This window comes from Mycolicibacterium agri (assembly GCF_002553505.1).
GTDB lineage: Bacteria > Actinomycetota > Actinomycetes > Mycobacteriales > Mycobacteriaceae > Mycobacterium > Mycobacterium agri.
Map to the genome: position 1 here is coordinate 125,495 of NZ_PDCP01000003.1, position 22,776 is coordinate 148,270.

Below are 22,776 nucleotides of genomic sequence, written 5' to 3' on the forward strand. Positions count from 1 at the left end.
CGTCAACGACGGGGGTCGCTACTCGATCGGCTCGTCACCCAGCACGGTTGTCCGCAGCAGCTCCCGCGCCGAGGAGGGGTCGTAGGGGGCCGCGCGGTGCAGCACGCCGCGGTTGTCCCAGATGACGGTGTCGCCGACGGACCAGGTGTGGCTGTACACCCTCTCGGGCGCGGTGGCGTGCTCGAGAAGGTCATCCAGCAGCGCCCGTCCGGATTCGTGATCCATGCCGACGACGTAGTCGGCCGAGGCGCCCAACACCAACGACTTGCGGCCGCTGCGATGGGTCCACACCAGCGGATGATCGTGCGTGCGCCGCGAGCGCCACTTCGCCAGCACCTCGGGCGACGGATGGGCCGTGACGCGGCGCTGCGACGCCTCCAGCGAGTGCACCACACGCAAGGCTCCGTATCGGTCCTTCTCGTCGGCGCTCAAGGCGTCGTAGGCCGCATACGAACTCGCGAACTCGGTTTCCCCGCCGCTGTCGGCGACCCGCATCGCGGTGAGCACGGTGGCCTTCTGCGGGAAGGTGTCCTCGATCGGAGTGCACCCGTCGATGTGCCAGTCGAATGTCGCGCGCAGGTAGTCGGCCGAGGCGTTCTTCGACTTGTCGAGCGTGATCGGATAGATCCCCGCGACGGGATGATGTCCGTCGGAGGAGTGGTCGACCTCGCCGAGGCGCCGGCAGAACGCCACCTGCGCTTCGGGTTCCAGGCCGAGCTTCGGAAACACCAGAACGCCGTTGTTTTCGAGCGCATCCAGCACCGCCGCGGCGAGCACGTCGTCGCCGACGAGCCGGTCGGCGTCCACGCCGATCACCTCGGCGCCGACGCTGTCGGTCAGCTTGTTGATCGTCAGCACACTCACGGCACCGGCTCCCCTACTCGATCGATTACGGCGTCAGCGGAGTCGGTGGGCTTCTGCTGGCCGAACACCTCGACGGCCATCGACACCATGATCATCGAGTAGACCAGGTGCAGCAGGTTGAGGACGTCGTCGGGCAGATCGTCGAGCGGGAACTTGTCGCAGTAGTCGATCGCCTCCTCCAACCGCGGCGCGAATGCGTCGTAGAACTCCCGCATTTCGAGCATCGGGGTGGCCATCCGCATGTCCCAACGCTCCCGCTCGGTGGCCAGGCACCATTTGTCGGCGAAAGGCTCGAGTTCGGCGAACGCGCTCGGTAGCTTCTTGTCGGTCACCGTCACACCTCCGCGGGCACGCGTTCGGACTGGTATTCCTCGACCCAGTCGACGACCACCTTGTGCAGGTGGCGCACAAGGATCTCCTGATCATTGAGCGGAAAGTCGTCCACCACACCGGTTTCCAACGCCGCCTGCGTGCCGCCGAGCATGCCTGCGTCCTGTAGGGCGAACTCCTTGAGCACGACGGCGGCCACCTCGTGTTCGATCCGCTCTCGCGCCGTTCGCGCCGGATGGAAAGCCGTGTACGCCTCGAACTTGTGTGTGTTGTGCGACGTCGGCCAGTAGCGATACAGCAGGTACCAGCCGCCGTAGATGAGGATCTCGAGGTTGGGGAAGATCTGGAAGTTGCTGATTCCCCACGATTCGATGTTGCCCGGGTTCAGTCCCGCCGGCAGAGGGGTTTCCGGTGTGCGCCACGGGCCGACCAGACCGCTGCGCGTCACGCGTTCGATCGGATACATGAATTCGGGCGGCATCTTCCAACGTCGTGTGCCCGACGTGCTCACCAGCCGGTGCGGTCCGTCGATCTGGAAGTGGGCGCACTCGAACGCCGCGTTGGGTTGACGCACCGCCGACGGCACCTGCTGGGGATGCAGCGATGGCACGTGGTAGTACTCCTGGAAGGCGTCGGCGAAGATCTTCCAGTTGCTGTTGTTGTGGGCGACGAAATCGTAACGCTCGGTGAGCTTCTCGAACGGGTAGCCGTCGAGGCCGGTGATCATCGGGCCGAGGAACTCGCGCAGGCTCTGGCGTGGTTCGGGGTCGAAGTTGATGAAGATGAACCCGTTCCACACGTCGCAGTGCACCGGCTTGAGCCCGTAGCGTGCGTTGTCGAGGCCGAAGAACTCGTCGGGCTGCTGGACGAACGTCAGTGCGCCCTCGAGGTCATAGCGCCAGCCGTGGTACTTGCAGGTGAACTGCCGACACGTGCCACTGGTTTCCTCATTCGGAAAGTCGTTCCACACCAGCTTGTTTCCACGATGGCGGCAGACGTTGTAGAAGGCGCGGATCTGCTCGTCCCTGCCTTTGACGACGATCACCGACACCTTGGCGGCGTCGATCTCCTTGGTGAAGTAGCTGCCGACGCGGGGCACCTCCTCGACCCGGCCGACGTTGAGCCACGCCCGCTTGAAGACCGCCTCGCGCTCCAGTTCGTAGAACTCCGGCGACGTGGAGTCCCGGAAGGACACCGGCCCGGTGCCGAGCTCCGGGTAGTGCTCGGTCCAGCTGCCCTCCGCCGGTTTAGGAAACCGTCCCATGTGAACCTCCCTGTCGTTTCACAGCACCTGCCCGCCGTTGACGCCCAACACCTGCCCCGTGATGAAGCCGGCCCGCTCCGAGCACAGAAACCCGACCGCGGCGGCGATGTCGTCGCCGGTGCCCAGGTGTCCGACCGGGATGCTGCCCGCCATCTGCTCATTCGGCGGCAGAAAACCGGCCGCCTGCGACTTGTGCTGCATCGGCGTCTCGATGCCAGATGGCGGAACGTTGTTGACCGTGATGCCCAGCGGGCCGTATTCGCGGGCAAGGGATTTCGTCAGCGACAGCAGCCCGCCCTTGGCGGCGGCGTAGTGCGCCATCTTCGGTGAGCCGCGCTGGGCGCTTGACGACGAGATCATCACGATGCGACCCCAGCCGGCCTCGACCATGTCGGGCACCGCGACCTGACAGCAGTGGAACGTACCGGTGAGATTGACCGCGATCAGGCGATCCCACGCCTGCGGGGTGATCTCGGTGAACGGCGCGAAATCCACCAAGCCCGCGCTGGTGACCAGGATGTGCACCGGCCCCAGCTCCGAGCGGACCTTGGCGAACGCCTCCTCGACGGCGGAGCGGTCGCTGACGTCGGCGACCACCGCCAGCGCGCTCGCACCCTCGTCACGCAGTTGACTGCAGACCCGTCGCGCGGCTTGGCCATCGATGTCGAGTACCGCGAGCTTGTGACCGCGACCGCCGAGTTCGTGGCAGATCGCTTCACCCATGCCGGACGCGCCGCCGGTCACCACCGCCACCCGACTCGACACCTCGGCCTCCTAGTAGTCGTAGGTGAACCGCACCGTCGGACTGGTCGGCAGCGCCTGACAGGTCAACACATAACCCTCGGCCACCTCGTCGTCCTCGAGTGCGTCGTTGTTCACCATCCGGGCACTGCCCGTGACGATGCGCGCCATACATGTTCCGCAGGAACCGGTTTCGCACGAATAAGGCGCCTGCAGACCGGCCGACCGCGCGGTCTGCAACAACGTGTCGCCCTTGCGGTAGGTCGCCGTCGTGGTCCGGCGGTTCAGGTCGATGACGATCTCCTCGGTCTCGTCGACCGCCGCCACCTCCTGGGCCGCCTCGACCGTCACGCCGGCCCCGGTATCCGCGCTCATCGCCACCAACATATCAAGTAACTTGTTATTAGTATCAACTACTTGTCACTCCGGCCCGATGTGGTCGGTGTGCAGCTTGTGCCCCGTGCCCTGCTCGATCACCCGGCCGAGCAGTTCGCGCAGCGTGTCCTGCTCAGCGCTGCTGAGCACGCCGAAGACCTTGGCGTGCGCGGCGATCGCGTCACTGACGACGGCTTCGGCGACCCTTCGCCCCTGGTCGGTGAGGAAGGCCTGCAGTATCCGGCCGTGCTGCGGGTCCTGTTTGCGTTCGACGAGGCCGCGTCGCTCGAGTTCCTTCAACGCCAGCTGCACCCCCTGCGGGCTGATCAGCAGGCGGCGGGCCAGGTCGGCGCCGGACAGGCCCGGCTCGGCGGCCAGTTGGCGAAGCATGCCGATCTGCGCGGTGCTCACGCCGTGCTCGCTGACCGCGTCGTTCACCGTCGTCAACGAGAAGTACCACGCCTGCTTGAGCAGCCAGAGAAGGTTGTCGGTCTGTTCCATGCTCGCCTCCTTCCTCTATCGCTTGTGCACCACGCCGTTTTTCATCACGAACCGCACGTCGAGCGTGGCACCGATGTCACGCGAGGGATCGCCGCCTACGGCAACGATGTCGGCGAGATATCCGGGCGCGATGCGGCCCAATTCATCGTCGGCCTCGATCAACTCCGCGCTGGTGATCGTCGCGGCCTGCAGCGCCTGCATCGGCGTCATCCCCCGCTGCACCAACGCGCATAGCTCTTTCGCGTTCTGCCCGTGCGGAATTGCCGGGGCATCGGTGCCGCAGGCGATCCGCACGCCCGCCGCGATCGCCTTGGGCAGCATGGCCTGCGCGCGCGGAAAGACCTCCTCGGCCTTCTTGCGCAATTCTGGGGCGATGCGGTCGACGGCCATCGCCTCGGTGAGGTAGGTCGTCGAGACCAGAAACGTGCCGTGGTCGACCATCATCTGGATGGTTTCGTCGCTGGCCAGGAAACCGTGCTCGATGCAATCGATGCCGGCGCGGATGCAGGCACGGATCGCGCTGTCCCCCACCGCATGCGCGGCGACGCGGACACCTGCCCGGTGCGCCTCGTCGGCGATCGCGGCGAATTCCTCGTCGGAATACTGCTGTGCGCCCGGCGCGGTGCTGTGCGACATCACCCCACCCGACGCCGACACCTTGATCAACTTGGCACCGTGCCGAATCTGGTAGCGCACGCACGCGCGGACGTCGTCGACGCCGTTGGCGATGCCCTCGGCGACCGACAGCGGCATGATGCCCGGCGCGAGCCGTTGAAACACGGTCGGATCGAGGTGTCCGCCGTACGGCGTCACGGCGTGGCCGGCCGGATAGATGCGCGGACCGGCGTGCCAACCCTGGTCGATGGCGCGCTGCAACGCCACGTCGAGCAGGTAGCCACCGGTCTTCACCATCAGCCCGAGGTTGCGCACGGTGGTGAACCCCGCCTCCAGCGTCGTGCGCGCGTTCACCGCACCGCGCAGCGTGCGGTAGGCGGGGTCGTCCTGCACACCGTGCATGGGGTTGGGCAGGCCTTCCGGTCCACCCGGCCCGCCGATGAGCAGGTTGAGCTCCATGTCCATCAGCCCGGGCAGCAGGGTGACGTCACCCAGGTCGATTTCGGTCGAATCGGGCGGCACCGCAGACGGATTGACCGCTGCGATCCGCTCACCGTCGACCACGACCACCGCCGGCGAACGCACGTCGCCGGACCCGACGTCGGCCCAGCGCGCGGCGCGCAGGACGATGGATTCGCTCACGGCACGGGTTCAGACAGGCAGTCCAACGTCGCGGCCCCGGAGTCGGGGACGCGCGGTTGTTTCCAGCACTCGACCGGGAACGACACCATGATCGTCGAGTACAACAGGTGCATGAGGTTCAGGACGTCCTCGGGCATGTCGTCGAGCGGGAACTTGTCGCAGTAGGCGATCGCCTCCTCCGCCCGCGGCGTGATGGCGTCGTAGAACGCCTGCATCTCGGCCATCGAACTGGCCAGCCGCTTGGCGTAACGTTCGGCCTCGGTGGCCAGGCACCAATCCGAAAACCGTTCCAGATCGGCGAATTCGGTGGGCAGCTTCGCGGTCATCGTTTTCACACCCCCGCCGTCTTGCGCTGGTAATCCTCGACCCAGGCCGCGGTTTCCTTGTGCAGGTGGCGAATCAGCACTTCCTGGTCGCACAGCAGGAACTCGTCGATGACCTCGGACTCGATCATCGTCTGCGTGGCCTCCAGCGTGTTGGCGTCCTGCAGCCCGTATTCCTTGAACGACACCGCCGCCAACTCCTGCGCGATGCGTTCCCTCGGCGTGCGCGGCTGCGGGAAGTACAGCGTGCCCTCGAAGATGTGCGTGTTATGCGACGTCGGCCAGTAGTGGTAGGTCAGATACCAGCCCTGGCCCCAGATCAGGATCACGAAGTTCGGGAACAACTGGAACGAATCCAGGCCCCACGGATCGCATTTCGCGGGATTGACGCCGACCGGCATCTCACCGAGATCGGGTTTGTCCCACGGCCCGAACAGACCGCTCTGGCAGATGTCCTCGATGGGCTTGCGCATATCGGGATCCATCTCCCAGGCGCGCACGCCCGAGGTGCTGACCAACCGGTGCGGTCCGTCGATGCGGTAGTGCGGCGCTTCGAAGCCGGCCTCCGCGGCGGCCTTCGAGTACTTGGCCGGCGACTGGTTCGCGTGCAATACGGGCGCGTGATAGAACTCCTGGAACGCGTCCAGGTAGAGCTTCCAGTTCGCCTTGACCTCCGAGCGGTAGTGCCACCGCGAGTTCATCTGGCCGAACGGATACCCCTCCAGATCCGTGATCATCGGGCCGAGGAAGTCGCGCAGGCTCTGTTCGGGTTCGGGCGCGAAGTTGACGAAGATGAAGCCTTCCCACACGTCGCAGTGCACCGGGACCAACCCGTAGCGGCCCTTGTCCAGGTTGAAGAATTCCTCTTCCTGTTGGACGAAGGTCAGATTGCCGTCCAGGTCGTAGCGCCAGGCGTGGTACTTGCAGGTGAACTGCTTGCAGAAGCCGCTGGTCTCCTCCAGCGGCATGTCGTTCCACACCAGCTTGTTGCCGCGGTGGCGACAGATGTTGTGGAAGGCCCGAACCTCGCCGGCGTTGTTGCGCACCACGACGATTGACGTGTTGACGACCTTGAGCTCTTTGGTGAAGTAGCTGCCCTTGCGCGGAAGCTGTTCGGTGCGGCCGACATTCAGCCACGCACGCTTGAACACCGCTTTGCGCTCGGCCTCGTAGAACTCGGGGCTGATCGAGTCCTGGTAGGACACCGGATCGGTGCCCAGCTGGGGGTAGTGCTCCGTCCAACTGCCTTCAGCGGGTTTGGGGAATCGCGCCATCGCTACTCCTGTCGACTCGTGCGGAGCCTGCAGCGCCGACCGTATCCCCTCCGCCGAGCAATCGCAAGTAGTTGATATTCCTCTGGCGCCGCCTCCGCCCGCGCATGAACTCGCATGAAATAGCCGCCGCGCGAAATCGCGTTGCGCTCGGTATGAGCACAGCGCAAGGCGACATCTCGCAGTTCGGCCCCAACGCGCCCGGCTACACCTGGGTGTCGGCCGATGACGTCGAACCGAAGCGGCCGTTCCCCGGCATCACGGTCAGACTGCTGTGGGAGGGCGACAACGGCGCCAAGGCCGTCGTCACCGAGATCGGTCCCGGGGCCGTTTGGGGCAAAGAGGATCACCACAGTCCGGGGCCCGAGGAGGTCTACGTCGCCTCAGAGGTGTTCAACGACGGCGTGAACGACTACCCGGCCGGCACGTTCCTGCACGCTCCGGCGGGTTCCTGGCACGTGCCGCAGTCGAAAGAGGGCTGCGTGTTGTTCCTCTTCTATCCAGAGGGCTGACTGCGCGGTCTATCACGAACGCTGACTGCGCCGTGATCTCGCTCGAAGGCCAAAACCCCTCAGTCGAAATCACAACCGGGGCTGGGAGTGCTGTCCGACGTGGGTGCGCCAGTCGGGTCGACGTAGGTCACCTCGAGCACCAGGGGCGTCGCACCTTCGTTGCGACCGATGTGAACGTGATCGGGGCCGGTGGGATCGGTGATCGGCGTCCCGGCCCTGAACACGCCGTCGCGCCGGCAGTCCGCCCCGTAGTGGGTGAGCACACCACTTTTGACGATGCCGTAGATCAACCCCTGATGGGTGTGCCATCCGGTGCTGCCGCCCGGGGCAATCGTGATGTCACTGACGATGTAGTCCTTGCCGTCGGCCGTCTGCTTCGACAGCACCACCGCGCTCACGCCCCTCGTCGGGGTGGCGTGTGCGGTCGCCGCAAACCCCGCCGCGCAGGCGAACAGCGCCGAAGCGGCGAACAGCGACGGCAAGGACAGCGACGAAACCTTAGACAGTGTTCCCACAGAGAGCCTTTCGCGTCGGACGGTCACGCACTTCTGCAGGTATAGAACGTCTGTAGAGAACGAAACCTTCGGATCAGATGACGGGCAGCAGCGCGCGCAACACCGCACACGACGCCGCGGCGACCTCGCCGGCGAACTGGTCGAATTCGAAGCTGGAATCCTCACCGGCCAGATCGGACAGCGCTCGGATCACCAGCCAGTCGGCTCCGAACGCCTCGGCGACCTGGGCCACGGCACCGCCCTCCATCTCGACGGCTCGGCCGCCGAACTGGGCATGCAGCCGGTCCCGAGTCGACGCGCTGTGCACGTATTGATCACCCGAAAGTACTGTGCCGTAGGCGATCTGCGCGGGCCGACCCCGCCCTCCCGCACGCGCGGACAGCGCGGGCAGGCTCAAGCCGTCCAGCGCGCCTCTGACCTTGTCGAGCAGCACCTGGGCCACGTCGTAGCCAAGGCGGTCGGTCGGGTTGATAAACGGCACGTGACCAGCTTGATAAGTCTGCAGCTGTTCGTTCTCGATCAGGCCCGTATCGTGCTGAATCACCCGATCGGCGACGACGACATCGCCGACGTTCAGCTTCGGGTCCAGGCCGCCGGCGACACCGGAGAAAACGATTGTGCGGCAATCGAAGCCGTGGACCAGCAAGGTGGTCACGAGAGCGGCATTGACCTTGCCCATGCCGGTGCCAGCAAGCACGACATCACAGCCGTCAAGCACGCCGATCTGGAAACTCGTGTGGGCGTGGCGAACAACGTCGACATCGCCCATAGCGTCGCGGAGGTGGGCCAGTTCCTGCGGCAGCGCGCAGATCAAACCTATTGGCACAAAAGAAGTTTACGCCGCTAAGTATCTTCCGCTCCGGGGGGAGAATTCCGACGCTGATCGACGTTCAGCGCCGGTCGCAGACCTCGCGTGCGCGCTCCCCCACGGATCGTTTACGAAGTGGTTACGCGCAGGGGTTGTCGACGACCCACCCGCGCTCTAGGTTGTTTGGCATACCAACTCGGTATACCAAATGAAGGGGATTGGTATGTCCAACACCCGGTGGCGGATGTTCGCCCTACTGCTCCTGTTGGTCACGGTCAACTATGTCGACCGGGGTTCTCTGTCGGTGGCGCTGCCCAAGATCAAGGAAGATTTCCACATCAGCGCCGAGGTCACCGGCCTGCTGCTGTCGGCGTTCTTCTGGGCGTACGCCGCGATGCAGATCCCGTCCGGGTGGCTCATCGACCGCTTCGGGCCGCGCAAGCTGATCACCGCCGCATGCACGGGATGGGGCACCGCGACCGCCTTTTCGGGCATGTCGCCGAACATCGGGACCATGGCCGTCGCACGCGGCCTCATCGGTGTCACCGAGGCGCCGATCATGCCCGCGGGCGGCAAGCTCAACGCGGCGTTTCTCACCGAGAAGGAGCGCGGGCGCGGCGCGACGATTCTCGACGCCGGTGCGCCGTTGGGTTCCGCCGTAGGCGGCATCGCGATCGCCGGGCTGATCGGTCTCACAGGCAGTTGGCGCTGGTCGTTCATCATCGCCGGCGTCGTCACCGTGCTGCTGGGCATCTGGGCGTGGCGAGCGATCCGCGACACTCCCGAGGAGCATCCGAAGGTCAATGACGCCGAACGCGAATACCTGGTGTCGGCGTTGCGCGAGGAGAGCGAACGCCACCAGTCCACCGGTGAGCGCGCAGGCCTCATCTACTACATGAAATACCGCAGCTTCTGGGCGATGTGCGCCGGCTGGCTCGGCTTCAACGGCGTCTTCTACGGCCTGCTGACATGGGGCCCGCTCTTCCTCTCGGAGAGCAAGGGTTTCGAGCTCGAAGCCATCGGGTGGTCCACCTTCGCGATCTTCGGTTCCGGCTTCGTCGGAGAGATCATCGGCGGCCAACTCGCCGACCGCCTCAAGGAGAAGGGCTACGGCACCAATCGCGTGATGCGCTCCCTGTTGGGCTTCGCCGGGACGTGCGTGGTCGCCGGCCTGGTGGGTGTGGTGCTCATGCCCAGCCCCCTCGCGGCGGTGCTGCTGTTGTCGACCGTGCTGTTCTTCCTGCGCTGGGTCGGCCTGTTCTGGTCGGTGCCCGCGACCCTGGGTGGCCGCGAAGACGCCGGCGTGCTGGGCGGCGCGATGAACCTGGCGGGCAACATCTCCGGTTTCGTCACCCCGATGGCGGTCGGGTTCATCGTCGGCGCGACCGGCGCATACACGTGGGCCCTGCTGTACTTCGTCGGCGCCGGAATGATCATGACCGCCGCGGTCCTCGTCCTCGACTACTCGAAGCGGCTGGCGCCCAAGGCCACACCGCTGTCCACCGCGAAGGGAGCGTCCGTATGACCCGCATCGGCATGATCGTCCCGTCCTCGAACACCTCGCTCGAACCGGCCACCACCCGGCTGCTGGCGAACCGGCCCGACGTCACGATCCACTACACGCGAATTCCCGTGCGGGCCATCACGCTCGACGGCACCGGCGCGGCGTTCGACGCCGACACCATGGTCGCCGCGGCACGGCTGCTGGCCGACGCCGAGGTGGACTGCATCGCGTGGAACGGAACGGCGGGCTCATGGCTCGGCCTCGAGCACGACCAGCAGTGCTGCGCCGCGATCAGCGAGGCCACCGGAATTCCGGCGACCACGTCCACCCTGGGGATCCTGCAGGCGTGTCACGATTACGGGATCTCCGCGCTGGCCTGCGCGACGCCGTACACCCGTGACGTCGTCGACGCGATCATGCGGGAGTACGCACGCCATGACGTCACCGTCGTCTCGCACGCGGAATGGGAACTGACCGACAACCTTTCGTTCGCGAAGGCGGGCGCAGACGCCGTCGCCGAACTGTTGGTGGCGGCGACAAAGAACGCGACCGCCGAACCGGCGCCGCAGGCGGTCGCACTCATCTGCACCAATGTCGACGGCACCACAGTGCTGAATGAGGTGGAGAAGACCCTCGGCACCCCGGTGTTCGACAGCATCGCCGCGACGCTGTGGTGGGCACTCGAACTCACCGGGTCCGACGCGCGCATTCCAGGAGCCGGGCTGCTGTTGGAGCAGGGATCGCTGCGCCACCGCGTCAAGGAGATCGTCACCGAACTGCGCGAACGCACCGGATGCGACCGGACGACCGCGCGTATCGACGACGCAGAACTCGGCCTGCATGTGGACCTGTGTGCGGCCGAATCCTGCGCTCCTGGAGTGCGTTCCATCCAGCACGATCCGTCGCTGGACCAACGCAAGCTGGAGACCGTCAGCTGGTTGGAGGCCAATCGCAAGGTGCTGGTGCAGCCCACCTTCGCCGAACCACCGTACCCGCCACAGGCGTTGCGGGAGGTGTACGGGGTGAGCGCGCAGGTGCTGGGCCCGGTCGAACGCGGCGACGAGATGGCGGCCTGGTTATCCGCGCACAGCATCAGCGAACGGCCTTGGTCAGATGACGATCTCGCGGCGATGACCGATGCGCAGCACAAGCTGCACGCAGTGCTGAACAACAAGTGAGGAAATCACATCGTATGACAGACAAGAAGATTCAGGTTTGTGTCGGAATCGACGTCGACTCGTGTGCGGGCTGGCTGGGTTCCTACGGTGGCCAGGACTCGCCGAATGACATGCAGCGCGGCGTGTTCGCAGGCGAGGTCGGAGTTCCGCGCCTGTTGAAGCTGCTCGAACGCCGCGACATCGTATCCACGTGGTTCTGGCCGGGTCACTCGATCGAAACTTTCCCCAAGCAGGCCAAGATGTGCTTCGCGGCCGGACATGAGATCGGCGCCCACGGCTACAGCCACGAGAACCCACGGTCGCTGTCCCCCGAACAGGAACGCGCCGTGATGGCCAAGAGCGTCGAACTCGTCGAAGCGCTCACGGGCGCACGCCCGAAAGGCTATGTCGCCCCGTGGTGGGAGATGAGCGAACACACCGCATCGATTCTGAAGGAATACGACTTCTCCTACGACCACTCCCAGAACTACAACGACTTCGTGCCGTTCTATGCGCGCGTGGGTGACGAGTGGACCCCGATCGACACCAGCAAACCGGCCGAGCACTGGATGAAGCCGCTCAAACACGGCCACGAAATCGACCTCGTCGAGTTCTGCGGCAACTGGTACGTCGACGACCTGCCGCCCATGATGTTCATCAAGAGCCACCCCAACTCACACGGTTTCGTCAACCCGCGCGACATCGAGCAGATGTGGAACGACCAATTCGATTGGGTGTACCGGGAACTCGACTACGCCGTCATCCCCATGACGCTGCACCCCGACGTCTCGGGTCGCCCTCAGGTGCTGCTGATGCTCGAGCGTCTGCTGGATCGGTGGGCGGGTTTCGACGGCGTCGAGTTCGTCACGATGGCCGACGCCGCCGACCAGTTCCGGTCGCGCTTCCCGCTGGATCAGCCGACACGCCCTGATTGCGTAGGACGCTGAGGTTCGCATCGGCGTCTGCCTGCGACGCCCGATGGCTAAGCTGAGGGCACCATGTCCTCGACGCCGACAGCCGATGAAGGCTCGCCCAGCAACCTGCTGCTGCGCGCCCGGCTCATCGACGCGCTGCGGTCCGACGTCATCCGCGGCCGGTACCCAGCCGGGTACCGGCTGGTGGAGCGGGATGTGGCGGACACTTACGGGGTTTCGCGGCTCCCCGCGCGCGAGGCACTGCAGGCCCTGAAGGCCGAAGGCTTTCTGGAGGTGCGCAAGACGCGCGGCCTTGTGGTTCGCGGCTGGACCGAGCGGGATGTCATCGAACTTTTCGACATCCGGCAGGCCCTCGAGGCGATGGCATGCCGCGAAGCGGCAGGAAACCGGACCGACGAGGATATCGCCGCACTTCGCGGCGCGGCCGATGCCGCGGACCGCGCCGTCGAGCGCAACGACGCCACGGCGGCTCACGACGCGAACGCGCTCTTTCACCAGTTGCTGGTGACGGCGTCGCACAACCGGACGCTCGGCGAGATCATGGCGCCGATTCACTACCGGGTGCAGTGGCTGGTCCGACAGATCCCCGACCCCCACGCCGTCTCGGACGATCACCACCGCCTCGCCGACGCCATCGCGGACCGCAATGCGCGCGCCGCGGAGAAGCTCGCGAAAGAACACGCCGACCGCAACCGCACCACGACACTGCAGACCTTGTTCGGCACGCCTCGGTCACGGTTGGGCTGAGCAGCCAGCAGAACTGACCTTCGGATGTCGCGGTGTCAGCCGCTCAACGCGCCGGAAGGCCGAGAACGTGCTGGGCGATGATGTTGCGCTGGATCTCCGAGGTGCCCCCGGCGATGGTTCCCGCGAAGCTGCCGATGTAGCGGGTGAACCAGCCCGCGGTGAATTGCCCTGGGCTGTAAGGGTTGTAGGGCGCCGTCATGGCCCGGTCGCCAAGGCCGTCGCGACCCGCGTCTTGCAACGCCTGCAGGTAGGCGTTCTGCTCGGCCTCCGCACCGAGTACCTTCAGCACCGAGAGACCCGGCACGTCGGTGTCCCCGCGCGCCGCCTTCGCCAGGGCCGCCGATCCGAGAAGGCGCAACGCCTGATAGTCCATTGCGATACTCGCGTAGGCATCGCGGCCCAGAGCTTTACCGGGCCGGAAGCTTTCGAGCGTCTGCCCCAACCGGTTGGCGAACTGCAACCACATCATCGTGCGCTCATGTCCGAGCGAGCCGTTGGCCACCTTCCAGCCGCCGTTGACCGGCCCGACGAGATTCGCCGCAGGCACCGCGACATCGGTCAGGAAGACCTCGTTGAAGTCGAGTTCGTTGCGGTCGTACACGCACGCGAACGGGCTGCACGTCACGCCGGGACTATCGGTCGGAATCAGCAGTGCGCTGATCCCATTGTGCTTGGGCGCCTCGGGGTCGGTGCGCACGAACGTCAGGATCACATCGGCGTCGTGCGCACCGGAGGTCCACACCTTCTGGCCGTTGACGACGAAATGGTCCCCGTCCAACACCGCACGCGTGGCGAGCCCGGCCAAATCCGAGCCCGCGCCCGGTTCACTCATGCCAAGCGAGGCCGTCATCTCGGCGCGCAGGATCGGCACCGCCCATCGCCGCTTCTGTTCGTCGGTGCCGAACGACAGCAGTGAGGCCGCGATGATGCCGACGCCCTGCGGGTTGAACGCGTGGTAGATGCGCCGGCGCGCGAGTTCCTCACGGTGCACGAGCTGTTCGAGCACACCCGCGTTGCGCCCACCGAATTCCGGCGGATTGCCCGGCAACAGCCAGCCGTGGTCGAACTGCAGCCGCTGCCACCGCCGCGCCCATTCGGGCACGTGGGACGTGGACCGCGAGCGCTCCGCGGCCGCCTCGGCTTCCGCAGGAAGATGCTGGTCGAGGAACGCGATGAACTCGGCGCGGAAGGCCTCGACGTCGTCGTCGAACCGCAGCTGCACGCCCCCAACATATCAAGTACTTAACATTTGGGCGCGGATGCGTTAAGACTGATGGGTGCTCGACGGAGAGAAGGTGCTGATCACCGGCGCCACCGGCAAGATCGCCTTTCCGATCGCGCGCGTGCTCGCCCCACACAACGAGGTGTGGGGCGCGGCTCGCTTCACGGATCCCGGCACTCGCGACAGACTGGTCGCGGCGGGCATCACGCCGCACACGCTCGACATGGCCGATCCCGACTTCGCCACGTTGCCAGACGATTTCACATATGTCTTCCACGCTGCGGTCGATCCGGGGACCGGCGACTGGACGCGATGCGTGCAAACCAACGCACACAATTCCGGTGCGCTGCTTGCCCATTGCCGCGCGGCCAAGGGCGTCGTGTTCTGCTCGACCGGATCGATCTACGGCTACCAAGGCAGACGTCCGCTGCGCGAAACCGACCCGCCAGGTGTCCCGCTGCGGCCCAATTACAGCTTCTCGAAGGTCGCCGCGGAAGCGGTGTGCAGTTGGGTCGCCGACCGCTACGACATCCCGCTGACCATCATCCGCATCTGCTCGACCTACGGGCCTGAAGGTGGGGCACCCGCCGACAGGCTGGAAGCGATGTTGGCGGGCAGGCCGATTCGGCTGCACCCCGATGCGCCCAACAACTACAACCCGATCTACGAAGACGACTACGTCGAGTTGGGCATCCGAGCCATGGAGGTGGCCGACAGGCCGCCGGTCGTCGTCAACTGGGCGGGTAGCGAAACCGTCAGCATCGAGGACTACTGCACCTACATGGGCAAACTCGTCGGCGCTGATCCGGTCTTCGAATACAGCGCCGACGCGCGCCCGCCGTTGTGGCCGGACGTGACCCGCATGCATCGACTCCTGGGCCGCACGAAAGTGCCTTGGCGCCAGGGATTTCGGCGCATGATCGCCGCCCGCCATCCCGAAATCGACCTTGCGCAAGGAGTGACGTGATTCTGCCGGGAACTCCCTCCGATGAGGTCGACGGCGTACTGGCCACCGGTCGGGGCGACATCTCTACCCTGTTCGTTTCCATGGCTCGGTGCCACCCGGACGGCCGCGACGCTGATTACCTGTGCTGGCACACCCTCGACCACCGACCCGAACAGCACCGTTTATCGGCCGTGCGCGCCTCGCTGCGGCTGGTGTCGACGCCGGAGTGCCGGGCCGCCCGAGCGTGCAGCCACGAACGCTTCGACGCCGTCGATCACGTGATGACCTACTTCTTCACCGATCAGGGCGGGCTGACGCCGTTCCTCGAACTGTCCTCTGCGCTGGGAGGTGCGAACCGCAAGCTGCCTCTGCTGCCTCCGGTTCAACGCGACGTGTACGCCGTCGAGCAGAAGGCCGCGGCACCGCGGATCAAGGTCGGCGCCGACGTGCTGCCGTGGTGGCCGGCCGTCGGTTTCTATCTGCTGCTCGAGTCCGACGCGACGCCGCCAACCGATCTCATCGAGGTCGACGGGGTGGCCGGCTTGTGGTCGGTGGCCTCACAGGACGTCGACGAACATCTGGCCAGCGCACCCCCGGGCCAGCTGCTCACCTACTGCTTCCTCGACGACGATCCCCTGGCGACCGCCGAGCGGCTGCGTCCCGCGCTCGAACGTCGCTGGCAGGACGGCGGAATCACGCCGATGCTGGCCGCACCATTCCATGCGGTCGTGCCGCATCAGTGGAATCGCTGTGTGCCGTAGGAGGTTTGCATGCGCGTCGGGTTGATGGGGCGACCGCTACTGAAAAACATTTGCGGGCATAACTGCCGCCTCTCGCGCCGCTTCGCGTAGTCCACCTGCGGTCACGCGTCCACTTCCTCCCGCAAATTATCAAGGATGAAGTGACGCAAGTATTTTAGGCAACGTGAAACACGGTTGCTGGACAACATGTGTGATCCACATCACTTACGTAGCCAAACTGTGACCTGCTTGACACTGGGCTGACCTGCTGCCTAGCATCCAAGTCGCCGATAGGACGGTCCACGCTCGCCCCTCCGCGCTCCACCGCGGAACCGGGCAGGCATCCCGCGGATCGCACCTCCCTGGTTCTGACCGCCGTTTGCCCAAATGGCGGCATTCCGTACAGCGGGAGGCCAGCAATGAAACGACTGCTGCGCATGGCAGCTGCAATCTTCTTGATCGCGCTGACGGTCGGCGCATGCAAAGGATCTTCGTCGAGCACCGGTGCCGGCGCCTTTCCGGACAAGGACCTCACGCTCATCGCGGCAAGCGATCCAGGCGGCGGATTGGACCTGGCGGCTCGCGCCCTTCAGGAGGCTATGCAGAAGGAGCACCTTCTGAAAGTCGGTATGACCGTTGAAGGGATTGGTGGTGGCGGCGGGAATCCCGCTCGAGCCGCGCTACTGAAACGCCCCTCGGACGGATACAGCGTTGTCGCCGAATCGAACAGGGTGTTTCTCAACCCGCTTACCGGCACTACTGACATGCAGGCTTCAGAATTCGTGCCGGTGGCGAAGCTGATGACCGAATACCTGGTTTGGGTGGTCAAAGGCGACTCAAAATGGGCTTCTGCGAGTCAAATCCTCGACAATCTCAAGACCGATCCGCGGGCTGCCACATTCGGAGTAGCAACCGTGCCGTCGGACGACCAATTCAACGTGCTAGGTCCGATACAGAAGGCGGGCGTCGACGCATCGAAAGTCAATGTCGTGACATTCAGCGGCGGCGGTGATTTGCTGACCAATCTGCTGGGTGGTCGCGTCGATGTCGTGTCCACGGGCGTTGGAGAACTATCGAGTTTTGCGGGCACCGACAAGATTCGAATCATCGCGGTTTCATCGGCAGAGCGTCAGCCGGGCCTATTGGCCGATGTTCCGACCTGGAAAGAGTTGGGCGTGGACTTCGCCTTGGACCACTGGCGAGGAATCTTCGGCCCAGCTGACATGCCGAAGGACGCAATCGATTGGTGGGCAACATCAATCGAGAAGACGTCCCAGACGCAGACATGGAAGGACATACTCGCAAAGCACGGTTGGACACCGGACTTCCAAGGCCCTGATGAGTTCGCGCAAACCGTACAAGCCCAGCAGGCGAACGCGGACGAGCTGATCAAGTCTCTCGGGCTTGGCGGATGATCGCAACTCTCAAGCGAGACACCTGGATCGGCCTGGTGACGATCGTTCTGGCCGCTGGGTATCTGACACAGATTGGAAGCATTCACGTCCGCCCAGGTGCCGATGTGACCGGGGTGGGGCCCCGCACTTACCCGACGCTCCTTGGCTGGGTCTTGCTCCTCACCGGGATCGCACTGGTCGTGACGTCTGTGGTGGGCACCTTGCGAAGAGCCGCAGACGCAACGGCCGGACCGGACCAATCGTCCGCCGAGGTAGCACCTTCGCAGCGGCGGCGACTCATTCAAGGGGCCGCGCTCGCCGGTCTCACCGTTGTGTATCTGCTGATGCTGGAACCGCTTGGCTTTCTCATCGCAACCGTGCCCTACATCGCCGGGGCGATGGTCATCGTCGACGCAGGAGCACACTATCGCGGTCGCCAGCTCTGGGTCCCGCTTGTGACCGGTGCGCTTCTCAGCCTTGCGCTACACGCCTTGTTCCACGGTGCCCTCGGCGTACCCCTCCCGCCAGGACCCTTCGATCCGGCGTGGGGTATCTGATGGACATCCTCAGCCAGCTTGGCGACGGCTTCGCCAACATCATGTCCAATCCGCACTCTTTGTTGGCTGCGCTAATTGGATGCTTGCTCGGAACAATCGTCGGGATCCTGCCGGGGCTGGGTCCGTCAACCACGATCGCCCTGCTTATACCGGTTGCGCTAACACTGGATCCGCAGACCGCCTTGGTCATGGCCCTGGCGATCTATCTCGGTGCGATGTATGGCGGAACGCTCACCAGCGTATTGCTGAACATCCCCGGAGAGCCGTCGTCGGTCATGACCGCTCTTGACGGCTACCAGTTAGCACGCCAAGGCAAAGCCGGCGCGGCGCTTGCAGTCGCGGCGATCGGCTCGTTTATCGGTGGCACTCTCTCTGTCGTCGCCCTGATGGCATTGGCGCCGCCACTGGCAAGTGCCGCACTCGCCTTCGGCCCAGCCGAGTACTTCGGTGTGCTCGTGCTGGCCTTGGTGCTCAGCGCTTCACTGATCGGCAAATCGGTGTTCCGCGGACTGATTTCAATCATGTTCGGATTGATGTTGGCCACGATCGGCACAGACCTGCAAACGGGAGTGCCTCGGTTCACGTTCGGTGAGTCGGGTCTACTCGAGGGCATCGATTTGATCATCCCGATCATTGGGGTGTTCGGCGTCGGCGAAGTGCTCTGGTCACTCGTGCATCCGGAGGAGGCGCCTAGCAAGGCACTCAAGATCAGAGGGAGGATTTGGCCAAGCCGGGAGGACAGCCGCCGGTCGGCAATGCCCACACTGCGTAGCTCGATCATCGGATTCTTCGCCGGTGTGCTACCGGGCTCGGGCTCGACGATGGCGTCGTTCATCTCGTACACAGTGGAGAAGCGAATCTCGACGCGACCGGACAAGTTCGGAAAAGGCGCGATCGAAGGAGTCGCTGCTGCCGAGACAGCTAACAATGCTTCGACAGGTGGCGCGTTGGTGCCGATGCTCACGCTGGGCATCCCCGGTTCCGGTGCGACCGCAGTACTCCTTGCCTACCTCATCATGTACGGCATCCAGCCAGGTCCGGGATTTTTCACGCAGAATGCCTCACTGGCTTGGGCGCTGATTGCGTCGCTGTATGTGAGCAACGTGATCTTGTTGATCCTGAATCTGCCGCTGATCCCCCTGTTCGTGAAGCTCATCGATGTGCCAGCGCGGTTCCTTTTCCCGGCAATCATGGCCGTTGCGGTCATCGGTGGGTACGCCGGCAGCAACTCGTTGTTCGACGCCGGGCTGGTCGTGTTGTTCGGGATAGTCGGCTACCTGATGCGCGAGGCGCGACTGTCACCTGCACTACTCGTCATCGGGCTCGTCCTTGGACAGATGCTCGAAACACGATTTCGTCAGGCGCTCGCGCTGGACAACGGCAGCGTTGTCGGCGCACTCACTACGCCGATCACCCTGGTATGCCTCGGTATTGCAGCGTTGCTTATCGCCTTGGACGTACGTCGCACGCTCATGGAGGCGAGACGCAGGGCTCGCACCAAAGATCGTGACGCGCCCGAATCCGTAATCGTTCCTGGATAGATCAAAGCGACCATCCAGACATCCACCCCGACTTCTTCGCCGAAGTCGCTGGTTAGTCATGTCAATCACTGAAAGGAAACGCAATGCCCGAGTACCAGTCCCTCGCTTACGACATTGGCGACCGAGTCGCCACCATCACGTTCAACCGGCCCGAGCGGCGCAACGCTCTTGATACCCAGGTATGCGGTGAGCTGATCGACGCTATGCACACTGCGGAGGCTGACCCAAACATTTTGTGCGTCGTTCTCACTGGCGCCGGAAGCGTTTTCTGCGCGGGGCAGAATTTGAAGTTCACTCTCTCTTCGGACCCCGAAGCCTATGACGAGTACCGCAGGATCAACCGTCGTATGCGGGACACCATCCAGCGGCTCGACAAACCAGTGATCGCGCGTGTGCAGGGTGACGCCATCGGAGGTGGCACCTACATCGCCACCTGCTGCGACCTGATCGTCGCGGTACCGGAAGCCCGCTTCGCGATGCGGGAGATCAACGCCGGCATACATTCTGGCGGCGCGCACCTGTTCACGGTCGGCCGCGCCCGATCGATCGAGATGAACATGTTGGGCCGCCACATCGACGCGGTTGAGGCCGAACGGTGGGGACTGATCAACAAGGTAGCGCCAGGCGAAGAGCTCGACGCTGCTGTAGATGAATACGTGCAGACAATTCTTGCGTTACCACCACTTTCGGTGCGGTACACCAAATTCGCCACCAACATGCTGTTGGACATGGCGGGCTACTGGGCCTGGCTGGATGCGCACGTCGGCATCCATCCTTCGCTGTCTTGGACTGAGGACGGCAAGGAGGCCAAGCGCGCCTTTATCGAGAAGCGCGCGCCCAAGTTCACCGGCCGGATCTCCGCACCATGACCTACCGTGCACTGACACCACTGAGGGTGCTGGAGTTCGGCCGAGACGTTGCCGCGCCGCTATGCGGAAAGATCCTGGCCGACTATGGCGCCGAAGTCATCAAAGTCGAACCGCCAGAGGGTGACCCGGCACGCCGACTGGACCCCGTTACCGGCGCCGGCGGGCCGGAGGCAAGCGTGGCGTTCGCGTACCTCAATACGAACAAGCGCGGTGTCTGTATTGACCTCGATCACCCCGATGGCCGATACCTCGCCACCGAACTCGCCAAAGTCAGCGATGTCGTGATCGAAAACCTCGAGCCTGGCCGACTGATGGAATGCGGCCTCGGCTATGAGGACCTCGCCACGGTCAATCCTCGTCTGGTGTACACGAGCATCTCGCCATTCGGCCGTACCGGACCATATGCTGACCTACCCTCATCGGAGATCGTGATCGACGCGCTGGGCGGTTGGATGTACGGCCTGGGCGATGCTGATCGCGAACCGCTGCGCCCACCAGGCCGGCAGTCGGAGGTCCTCGGCGGCCTCTGCGCCGCGATGGCCTCGCTGGGAAGCTATATAGGGGCCCGTTCGTCGGGCATCGGCGATCACCTCGACGTCTCGTGCCAGGAAGCCGTGGCGTGGTTCTTGATGAACCCGACGACGGTGTACGAGTACAGCGGTGCGGTATGGGAACGAACTGGCGGCACCAGCCCTACTAATTACCCACAGGGGTTGATGGCCTGTCGCGACGGGATGATAGCCGTCAACGTCATGTACTTTGCCGAATGGAACCGGCTATGCGATGTCCTCGATCAGCCTGGCTGGCACACCGATCCACGACTAGCAACGCCGGTGGACCGGGCACGCAACGCTGCGGTTATCGATGCGGTGCTGTTGCCGTGGCTGTCAAAGATGACCGTCGACGAGGCCTACCATTTAGCCCAGGCGCACAAGCTACCGTTCGCTCGAGTCAGCACGGTATCTGATCTGCTGAACTCGGAACAGCTTGCAGCGCGAGGCTATTGGACCTGCCAACGGCACCCAGTCCTCGGCGAGTTCGCGCAGCCGGGTCCACCGTTCAAGATGAATGGCGTCGAACGTGATGACGACCGTCCCGCACCGCTGTTGGGCGAGCACACCGATGACGTATCACGAGAACTCGGTCGCCTACAGGGAGTGATGTGAGGTGACAAAGTTACCGCTTGAAGGCATACGGGTGGTCGACCTGACAATGGCTTGGGCTGGGCCGCTCGCTGTCCGAGTGCTCGCCGAGCATGGCGCCGAAGTGATCAAGATCGAGGGTGCCGGCCATATGGATCGCTGGCGCGGTGGGACGAGCCCGCAACGGGGCACCGACCGTTACCCCGACAACGATCCTGGCGATGTGCCGTGGAATCGCAACGCGTTCTTCAATACCCAGAATCAGAACAAGCAAAGCCTGGCACTTGACCTGAAGTCCGCCCAGGGTCGCGACATTTTCCGTAGGCTCGTTGCGACCGCAGACCTCGTGATGGAGAACTTCGGTGCGGGCGCGATGGGTCGACTCGGACTGGACTATCCCGACCTGGTGCGAATCAAACCCGATCTGTCGATGGTATCGATGCCGGCGTTTGGCAGGACCGGCCCTGAGAGTTCATATGTCGCGCACGGCCCGACGATCGAGGCGGCTGCAGGAAACGTTGCACTGCAGGGCTATCCAGGCGGGCCACCGTCACCGTCTGGTGTTCTTGCTTGGGGAGATCCGGTCGCCGGCATTACGGGCGGCGTAGCAGCGCTGGTGGCACTGACCTATCAGCGAATCACGGGTTGTGGAACCCATGTCGACCTTTCACACCTGGAAGCAGCCATCCCGTTCAACTTTCAAGCGTTTCTCGAGTTCAGTGTCAATGGCGTCGAGCGAAAACGCCTCGGGAATACCGAGGGCGGCGGGATTCTGCAGGGCTGCTACCCCTGCAGCGGTGACAACCAATGGGTCGCGATAACATGCCCGGACCGTGAGACATGGGTGCGGTTGGCCGAGATCGTCGACCTCGTCGAATCATCTTCCAGAAGTATCGATCACCAAATTCGTGCGTGGACTGCAGCACGAAATCGTGACGAAGTCGTACGCCGGCTTCGTGACGCCGGTATCCCCGTCGGGCCCGTGCTCAGCGCGGCTGACTTGCTAGCGGACCCACATCTCAATGCACGTGGTTTCTTTCGTACAGTCACCCACCCGCAAGCCGGAACGCACCGTTACCCAGGCATGCCTTGGCTCCCGGCGAACAGGCCGTGGCGGCCACCGACACCAGCGCCGTTGTTCGGTGAACACAACGAGAGCGTGCTCACATCGCTTCTCGATCTGAGTCCGAACGAGGTGGAGCGCCTCTATAGCGAAGGCGTGATCGCTCATCGTCCGCTGGCACAAGGCGATTGAACAAAT

24 protein-coding genes and 1 pseudogene are annotated in these 22,776 nt (G+C 64.3%); 13 read left to right on the plus strand and 12 right to left on the minus strand.

All coding sequences use genetic code 11. From position 1 onward, the window contains the following. Positions 1-18: 18 nt before the first annotated feature. The 9 genes and pseudogenes from CQY20_RS02850 to CQY20_RS02890 form a co-directional block, all read right to left on the minus strand. Positions 19-864 carry a TauD/TfdA dioxygenase family protein gene (locus CQY20_RS02850; RefSeq protein ID WP_097938141.1) on the minus strand — a complete coding sequence of 282 codons (846 nt, stop codon included), beginning with the start codon at positions 862-864 and terminating at the stop codon, positions 19-21. Next, on the minus strand, positions 861-1,196 hold the full coding sequence (locus CQY20_RS02855; protein WP_097938233.1) for a hypothetical protein: 336 nt from the start codon (positions 1,194-1,196) through the stop codon (positions 861-863). The genes CQY20_RS02850 and CQY20_RS02855 overlap by 4 nt, the downstream gene beginning before the upstream one ends. Positions 1,197-1,198: 2 nt before the next feature. Further along, positions 1,199-2,458, minus strand: a complete 1,260-nt coding sequence (locus CQY20_RS02860) for an aromatic ring-hydroxylating oxygenase subunit alpha (protein ID WP_097938142.1) — start codon at positions 2,456-2,458, stop codon at positions 1,199-1,201. Between the two features lie 18 nt (positions 2,459-2,476). Beyond that, positions 2,477-3,223, minus strand: coding sequence for an SDR family NAD(P)-dependent oxidoreductase (locus CQY20_RS02865; RefSeq protein WP_097938143.1), 747 nt, complete (start codon positions 3,221-3,223; stop codon positions 2,477-2,479). 9 nt (positions 3,224-3,232) lie between these two features. Beyond that, positions 3,233-3,511, minus strand: a pseudogene (locus tag CQY20_RS02870) (2Fe-2S iron-sulfur cluster-binding protein); the annotation flags it as partial. Positions 3,512-3,619: 108 nt separating this feature from the next. Continuing rightward, positions 3,620-4,075 carry a MarR family winged helix-turn-helix transcriptional regulator gene (locus CQY20_RS02875; protein WP_097938144.1) on the minus strand — a complete coding sequence of 152 codons (456 nt, stop codon included), beginning with the start codon at positions 4,073-4,075 and terminating at the stop codon, positions 3,620-3,622. Positions 4,076-4,090: 15 nt separating this feature from the next. After that, positions 4,091-5,332 (minus strand): metal-dependent hydrolase family protein, encoded by a 1,242-nt coding sequence (locus CQY20_RS02880; protein ID WP_097938145.1) that lies wholly within the window; start codon positions 5,330-5,332, stop codon positions 4,091-4,093. Beyond that, positions 5,329-5,658: a hypothetical protein gene (locus CQY20_RS02885; RefSeq protein WP_097938235.1), complete on the minus strand. Its 330-nt coding sequence runs from the start codon at positions 5,656-5,658 to the stop codon at positions 5,329-5,331. The genes CQY20_RS02880 and CQY20_RS02885 overlap by 4 nt, the downstream gene beginning before the upstream one ends. Positions 5,659-5,663: 5 nt before the next feature. After that, positions 5,664-6,929 carry an aromatic ring-hydroxylating oxygenase subunit alpha gene (locus CQY20_RS02890; RefSeq protein WP_097938146.1) on the minus strand — a complete coding sequence of 422 codons (1,266 nt, stop codon included), beginning with the start codon at positions 6,927-6,929 and terminating at the stop codon, positions 5,664-5,666. 152 nt (positions 6,930-7,081) lie between these two features. Between CQY20_RS02890 and CQY20_RS02895 the strand changes: the two genes are divergently transcribed. Beyond that, positions 7,082-7,438, plus strand: a complete 357-nt coding sequence (locus tag CQY20_RS02895; RefSeq protein ID WP_097938147.1) for a cupin domain-containing protein — start codon at positions 7,082-7,084, stop codon at positions 7,436-7,438. A gap of 59 nt (positions 7,439-7,497) precedes the next feature. Here CQY20_RS02895 and CQY20_RS02900 read toward each other — a convergent pair whose 3' ends face one another. Together CQY20_RS02900 and CQY20_RS02905 are read right to left on the minus strand one after the other, a co-directional pair. Further along, a complete protein-coding gene (locus tag CQY20_RS02900; protein WP_234816070.1) occupies positions 7,498-7,953 on the minus strand; it encodes a cupin domain-containing protein in 456 nt (151 codons plus the stop codon). A 73-nt stretch (positions 7,954-8,026) separates the two neighbouring features. After that, a complete protein-coding gene (locus CQY20_RS02905; RefSeq protein ID WP_097938148.1) occupies positions 8,027-8,779 on the minus strand; it encodes a 5'-methylthioadenosine/adenosylhomocysteine nucleosidase in 753 nt (250 codons plus the stop codon). A gap of 205 nt (positions 8,780-8,984) precedes the next feature. On the opposite strand from CQY20_RS02905, the gene CQY20_RS02910 reads away from it, so the two are divergent. Genes CQY20_RS02910 through CQY20_RS02925 form a run of 4 tightly spaced genes read left to right on the plus strand, consistent with a single transcriptional unit; the run spans position 8,985 to position 13,104 of the window. Further along, a complete protein-coding gene (locus CQY20_RS02910) occupies positions 8,985-10,286 on the plus strand; it encodes an MFS transporter (protein WP_097938149.1) in 1,302 nt (433 codons plus the stop codon). Then, positions 10,283-11,443 (plus strand): maleate cis-trans isomerase family protein, encoded by a 1,161-nt coding sequence (locus CQY20_RS02915; protein WP_097938150.1) that lies wholly within the window; start codon positions 10,283-10,285, stop codon positions 11,441-11,443. Before CQY20_RS02910 ends, CQY20_RS02915 begins: the two co-directional genes overlap by 4 nt. Positions 11,444-11,457: 14 nt before the next feature. Continuing rightward, complete coding sequence (locus CQY20_RS02920) at positions 11,458-12,369, plus strand: polysaccharide deacetylase family protein (protein WP_097938151.1); 912 nt, start codon at positions 11,458-11,460, stop codon at positions 12,367-12,369. 51 nt (positions 12,370-12,420) lie between these two features. Beyond that, the gene (locus tag CQY20_RS02925; RefSeq protein WP_097938152.1) at positions 12,421-13,104 is read left to right on the plus strand and encodes a GntR family transcriptional regulator; all 684 of its coding nucleotides are present in this window, start codon (positions 12,421-12,423) and stop codon (positions 13,102-13,104) included. Positions 13,105-13,147: 43 nt separating this feature from the next. Here CQY20_RS02925 and CQY20_RS02930 read toward each other — a convergent pair whose 3' ends face one another. Beyond that, positions 13,148-14,326, minus strand: a complete 1,179-nt coding sequence (locus tag CQY20_RS02930; protein WP_097938153.1) for an acyl-CoA dehydrogenase family protein — start codon at positions 14,324-14,326, stop codon at positions 13,148-13,150. A gap of 55 nt (positions 14,327-14,381) precedes the next feature. Here CQY20_RS02930 and CQY20_RS02935 point away from each other — a divergent pair, with 55 nt between their 5' ends. The 8 genes from CQY20_RS02935 (at position 14,382) to CQY20_RS02970 (ending at position 22,770) form a co-directional block, all read left to right on the plus strand. After that, on the plus strand, positions 14,382-15,293 hold the full coding sequence (locus tag CQY20_RS02935) for an NAD-dependent epimerase/dehydratase family protein (RefSeq protein ID WP_097938154.1): 912 nt from the start codon (positions 14,382-14,384) through the stop codon (positions 15,291-15,293). After that, positions 15,290-16,033 (plus strand): hypothetical protein, encoded by a 744-nt coding sequence (locus tag CQY20_RS02940; RefSeq protein WP_097938155.1) that lies wholly within the window; start codon positions 15,290-15,292, stop codon positions 16,031-16,033. The genes CQY20_RS02935 and CQY20_RS02940 overlap by 4 nt, the downstream gene beginning before the upstream one ends. Positions 16,034-16,431: 398 nt before the next feature. Further along, positions 16,432-17,427: a Bug family tripartite tricarboxylate transporter substrate binding protein gene (locus CQY20_RS02945; RefSeq protein WP_097938156.1), complete on the plus strand. Its 996-nt coding sequence runs from the start codon at positions 16,432-16,434 to the stop codon at positions 17,425-17,427. Next, positions 17,424-17,963, plus strand: coding sequence for a tripartite tricarboxylate transporter TctB family protein (locus tag CQY20_RS02950; RefSeq protein WP_097938157.1), 540 nt, complete (start codon positions 17,424-17,426; stop codon positions 17,961-17,963). Before CQY20_RS02945 ends, CQY20_RS02950 begins: the two co-directional genes overlap by 4 nt. Next, a complete protein-coding gene (locus CQY20_RS02955; protein ID WP_097938158.1) occupies positions 17,963-19,504 on the plus strand; it encodes a tripartite tricarboxylate transporter permease in 1,542 nt (513 codons plus the stop codon). Before CQY20_RS02950 ends, CQY20_RS02955 begins: the two co-directional genes overlap by 1 nt. Before the next feature lie 83 nt (positions 19,505-19,587). After that, positions 19,588-20,373, plus strand: a complete 786-nt coding sequence (locus CQY20_RS02960; RefSeq protein ID WP_097938159.1) for an enoyl-CoA hydratase/isomerase family protein — start codon at positions 19,588-19,590, stop codon at positions 20,371-20,373. Between the two features lie 26 nt (positions 20,374-20,399). Beyond that, entirely contained in the window at positions 20,400-21,539 is a 1,140-nt protein-coding gene (locus tag CQY20_RS02965; RefSeq protein WP_163700676.1) for a CaiB/BaiF CoA transferase family protein, read from the plus strand. A gap of 1 nt (position 21,540) precedes the next feature. Next, positions 21,541-22,770, plus strand: a complete 1,230-nt coding sequence (locus CQY20_RS02970; RefSeq protein ID WP_097938161.1) for a CaiB/BaiF CoA transferase family protein — start codon at positions 21,541-21,543, stop codon at positions 22,768-22,770. The last annotated feature ends 6 nt before the right edge of the window (positions 22,771-22,776 follow it).